Genomic DNA, 4,570 nt, shown 5'->3' on the forward strand with positions numbered 1-4,570 from the left:
CTCCCACCTCCCCAACACTCTCACACACACCCCCACCCCCCCCACCGCTTGGCGTCGGGGTGGTGGTTCGCCCCCCCCCCCCCCCGCTTCACGCGTCCGGGGTCAGCGGGCGTCGCCCGGCGTGACGAGTCCCGTCTCGTACGCCACCACCACGGCCTGCGCCCTGCTGTCGAGGTCGAGTTTGCTCATCGTGCGGTTGAGGTGGGTCTTGACGGTGGCCTCGCTGATGTAGAGGCGGTCGGCGATGTCCGCGTTGGACAGGCCGCGCGCGATCAGCTTCAGGACCTCGACCTCGCGCAACGTCAAGACCTGCAGATCCGCCGGAGGCTGGGACGACGCACCGTCCGCACCGGCTGCCTGCCGGGCGAACGCCTCGACGAGGCGGCAGGTGACACTGGGCGCGAACAGCGCGTCGCCGCCGCCGACCGCGGCCACCGCGGCGAGCAGCCGCTCGGGCCCCGAGTCCTTGAGCAGAAAGCCGGAGGCTCCCGCGCGCAGCGCCCCGTACACGTACTCGTCGAGGTCGAAGGTGGTCAACACCAGGACACGCGGGGCCGGTTCGGACGCCTCGGCGAGGATCTTCTCGGTGGCCACGATGCCGCTCATGCCGGGCATGCGGATGTCCATCAGGATCACATCGGGCCGGGTCGTCGCGGCGAGCTCGACCGCCTCGGCGCCGTCGCCCGCCTCGCCGACGACGTCGACGCCCGGCGCGGCACGCAGCAGCCCCACCAGGCCTGCCCGGATGAGGAACTGGTCGTCGACGACGAGAACCCTGGTCATTTAAGTCGCGCCGTCCCCCTGCGGTGCGGCCTTCGCGGAGGTCGGCAGGGTAAGCCGCACGGCGAACCCTCCCTCGCTCAGCGGGCCGATGCTGATCGTCCCGCCGTAGAGCTTGGCCCGCTCCCGCATCCCAATCAAGCCGTGGCCGCTTCCCCCGCCCACTCTGTCCAGAATCACCCCCTCCCCGTCGTCCGTGACCGAAACCGTCACGTGGTGCCGCTCATAACGGAGTTCGACGACCGCCGCGGCGCCCTGAGCGTGTTTCAGTACGTTGGTGAGCGCCTCCTGGACCACGCGGTACGCGCAGAGTTCGACGCCAGGGGCCAGCTGCCGCGACGTCCCCTCGATGCGCAGCTCGACGGCGACTCCCCCGGCCCGCACCCGCTCGACCATCTCGCCGAGCCGCGCGAGCCCCGGCATCGGCGCGTCGGGCGGTTCGTCGCCGTCCTCCTGCGCCCGCAGCACCCGCAGCATCCGGCGCAGCTCCTCGAGCGCCTCGCCGCTGGTGCCGGAGATGGTGGAGAGCGCGGCGTGCGCGGTGGCCGGGTCGGAGGCGAAGACGAACTTCGCGAGGCCCGCCTGCACGGATATCACCGACATGTGATGGGCGACCACGTCGTGCAACTCCCGTGCGATGCGCCCGCGTTCCTCCGCGACCTCGCGCCGCGCGCGCTCGTCCTGCTCACGCTTCAACTGGCGGGCCAGTTCGGCGGACCTGCGCGCCACATGCCCGAACCGCCACAGCACGAGCGCGAATCCGACGGCCTGCCCGACGACGGACGCCATCGACGCGCCGTCGCTCACCAGGCCCGCGTAGATCCAGACGGCGCTCATCAGCGCGGCGCAGGGCACGGAGACGCGGTCGGGCCGCAGGGAGGCCACCGTGTAGACGGTGAGCATGGGCGCGAAGGTGTTCACCACGGGCCAGTAGCCGGCGGCGACATACCCGATCCACACCCCGTGGACGAGGAGCAGCACCGCGAGCGGCGCCCTGCTCCGGAACACCACGGGGACATTGGCGAGGACGACCAACACATGGCCGGGCACGCCAAGTTCGGGCCACCCCTGGCGTACCGACTCCTGCCCGAGCAGTACGGCGACCGTCGTCAGGGCGACCGCGATCGCCACGTCGGCGACGAAAGGGCGGATCCGCATCGCCGCAGCGTAGCGCCGGGGCGGGCGGCCGAACGTCAAACTTCCGCGGTACAGCGGAAGTTGCAGGAACCGGCGGGCTACCGCGCCGGGTGCGGCCGAACGTCAACCCGTGACGGGACGACGGGGCGGCCGCGCCGCCGGTAGTTTCCCGGACGGGACGACACGGCGGCCCGCACTCATAGGGGGAGAGTGCGGGCCGCCGTGTGCGCTCGCTCAGGTGGTGATCGTGCGGTGCAGCGTGTCGCTGAGGAACGGGATCTCCAGCCACGGGTGCGGCTGTGCCATCAGCGCCAGCAGCACGATGGCGACGCCAAGGACGCCGTACGTCACCATGTCCGTGAAGCGCGAACGCACCGCCAGCATGCCGACGTCGGGCAGCGCCCAGCGCAGCACGGCACCCGCGATCAGCGCGACGCCGATCAGTATCGTGCCGACGCGGAACACGTCGAGTGCGGTGAGCAGCAGCCCGATCGCCACCGTCGCGATCACGGCGAGCAGCGGCCACTGGCGGGCGGGCGCGGGCGCGTCACCGCTCGCGGCACGGCCGCCGCCCTCGGGCCGCGCGGTGTCGCGGGTGAAGAGCGGAAAGCGCCGCGAGGTCCGCTTGACCTGCCCGCCGGCACCGGCCGCACCGACGTGTCCAGCGGTCTGCCCCTCGGACCGCGGCTCGGTCCGCGGCTCGGACGCCCCGGCCCCCGGCTCGGACTCGGCAGCCTGCGGTTCGGACGCCGCGGCCCCGCTCTCATCAGAGTCGTCCGGCCCGGGCGACGACGCCGCCGCCGCTCCGTTCCCGCCCTTCGCGCCTACGCTCATGGGCTCGCCCTCTTCCCGGTCAGCTCGCGGCAGCGGCGGCGCGCTCGGCCGCCTCGACGACGTTGACGAGCAGTTGGGCGCGCGTCATCGGGCCTACACCGCCCGGGTTCGGCGAGATCCACCCGGCGACCTCGTAGACGTCCGGGTGCACATCGCCGACGATCTTGCCGGTCTCGTCGCGCGAGACGCCGACGTCCAGGACCGCGACGCCCGGCTTCACGTCCTCGGCCTTGATCAGGTGCGGGACGCCCGCGGCGGCCACGATGATGTCGGCCTTCTTGAGGTGGTAGGCCAGGTCACGCGTGCCGGTGTGGCACTGCGTCACCGTCGCGTTCTCGGAGCGGCGGGTGAGCAGCAGCGGCATCGAGCGGCCGATCGTCACGCCGCGGCCGACGACCACGACCTCCGCGCCGTTGATCTCCACGCCGTGCTGACGGAGCAGCGTGATCACGCCGTTCGGCGTGCAGGGCAGCGGGGCCGGCTCGTTGAGGACGAGGCGGCCGAGGTTCATCGGGTGCAGTCCGTCGGCGTCCTTGGCCGGATCCATCAGCTCGAGGATGCGGTTCTCGTCGATGCCCTTGGGCAGCGGGAGCTGCACGATGTAGCCGGTGCAGGCGGGGTCCTCGTTGAGCTCGCGGACGACGGCCTCGATCTCGTCCTGCGTCGCGGTGGCGGGCAGTTCGCGCTGGATGGAGGCGATGCCGACCTGCGCGCAGTCGCGGTGCTTGCCCGCGACGTACTTCTGGCTGCCCGGGTCGTCACCGACCAGGACGGTGCCGAGCCCGGGGGTGATGCCCTTCTCCTTGAGGGCCGCCACGCGGACGGCCAGTTCGGACTTGATCGCAGCTGCGGTGGCCTTGCCATCGAGAATCTGGGCGGTCATGACCCCATCTTCCCGGATGAGGCCCGCCCGGTACCAATCAGGGCGCCCCCCGCAACCCGGCTGTGTCCCGGCTGTGTCCCGAGACCTGACCGGCTCTGTTGCACTTGCACAACACATACGGAGTGCGGCTGGACAAATAAGCCCGAGCTAAAGAACGATGAGCGACACAGTGCCGCGGGCAGTGTCGGGGGGACGGACCGCATCTGTAGAACTTCCTCCGTGATGTGCCGCGTCGTCCCCGCACTACCTGACGGAGGAAGACCGCCATGAGTTACGGCGACCCGAACAACCCTTACGGGCAGCCGCCCCAGCAGCCCCCGGCCGCTCCCGGATACGGCTATCCCCAGCAGGCCCCTCCGGGCGTCCCGCCGCAGCAGGGCTACGGCTACCCGCAGCAGCCGGCCTACCCCGGCTACCCGGGCGGCAACATGATGCCGCAGACGATGCCGGGGCTCCTCGTGACGGCCCGCGTCTTCCTGTTCCTGATCTCCGCGGTGCAGATCATCTTCGCGATCATCTACCTCTACGTGGGTGCGATCGCGAGCGACGCCGGCGACAGCGGCGAGGACCTTGGCCTCACCGGCATGGGCGAGGCAGGTGACGCGGTCGCCGGTATCGCCATCATCGGCGCGCTGATCGCCGCCGCGCTCGCGACGCTCTCGATCACGCTCGGCGTGAAGTTCAGCCGCGGCGGCCAGGGTGTCCGTATCACCACGGTCATCTATGGCGCGCTCGGCGGCATCGTCGGTCTGATCGGCCTCTTCGTCGGCCTCGACTCCGGGTTCGCGACCGCGATCATCGGCCCGCTGATCTGGGTGACGTTCGCCGTCATCATCACGATCGCACCGGTCGTGCCCAGCGGCACCGCCTGGTTCGCCCGCCCCCGCTACTGAGGCGAGCGGTCAACAAACGGGCCGTGCCCCCCTCTTGAGGGGC

General features: G+C 71.3%; 5 protein-coding genes. 1 reads left to right on the forward strand and 4 read right to left on the reverse strand.

The genetic code is table 11. The annotated features are described in order from the left end of the window. Positions 1-102: 102 nt before the first annotated feature. From ACFWY6_RS44370 to ACFWY6_RS44385, 4 genes are all read right to left on the reverse strand, one after another. The gene (locus ACFWY6_RS44370; protein WP_384703286.1) at positions 103-783 is read right to left on the reverse strand and encodes a response regulator; all 681 of its coding nucleotides are present in this window, start codon (positions 781-783) and stop codon (positions 103-105) included. Next, a complete protein-coding gene (locus tag ACFWY6_RS44375) occupies positions 784-1,938 on the reverse strand; it encodes a sensor histidine kinase (RefSeq protein ID WP_384703289.1) in 1,155 nt (384 codons plus the stop codon). 213 nt (positions 1,939-2,151) lie between these two features. After that, positions 2,152-2,751, reverse strand: coding sequence for a DUF3017 domain-containing protein (locus tag ACFWY6_RS44380; protein WP_384703292.1), 600 nt, complete (start codon positions 2,749-2,751; stop codon positions 2,152-2,154). Positions 2,752-2,770: 19 nt separating this feature from the next. Further along, positions 2,771-3,634 (reverse strand): bifunctional methylenetetrahydrofolate dehydrogenase/methenyltetrahydrofolate cyclohydrolase, encoded by an 864-nt coding sequence (locus ACFWY6_RS44385; protein ID WP_361812600.1) that lies wholly within the window; start codon positions 3,632-3,634, stop codon positions 2,771-2,773. A 266-nt stretch (positions 3,635-3,900) separates the two neighbouring features. Between ACFWY6_RS44385 and ACFWY6_RS44390 the strand changes: the two genes are divergently transcribed. Beyond that, complete coding sequence (locus ACFWY6_RS44390) at positions 3,901-4,527, forward strand: hypothetical protein (RefSeq protein ID WP_266870130.1); 627 nt, start codon at positions 3,901-3,903, stop codon at positions 4,525-4,527. Positions 4,528-4,570: the final 43 nt, after the last annotated feature.

Source organism: Streptomyces sp. NPDC059037, from assembly GCF_042740015.1.
In the GTDB taxonomy this organism is placed as follows: Bacteria; Actinomycetota; Actinomycetes; order Streptomycetales; family Streptomycetaceae; genus Streptomyces.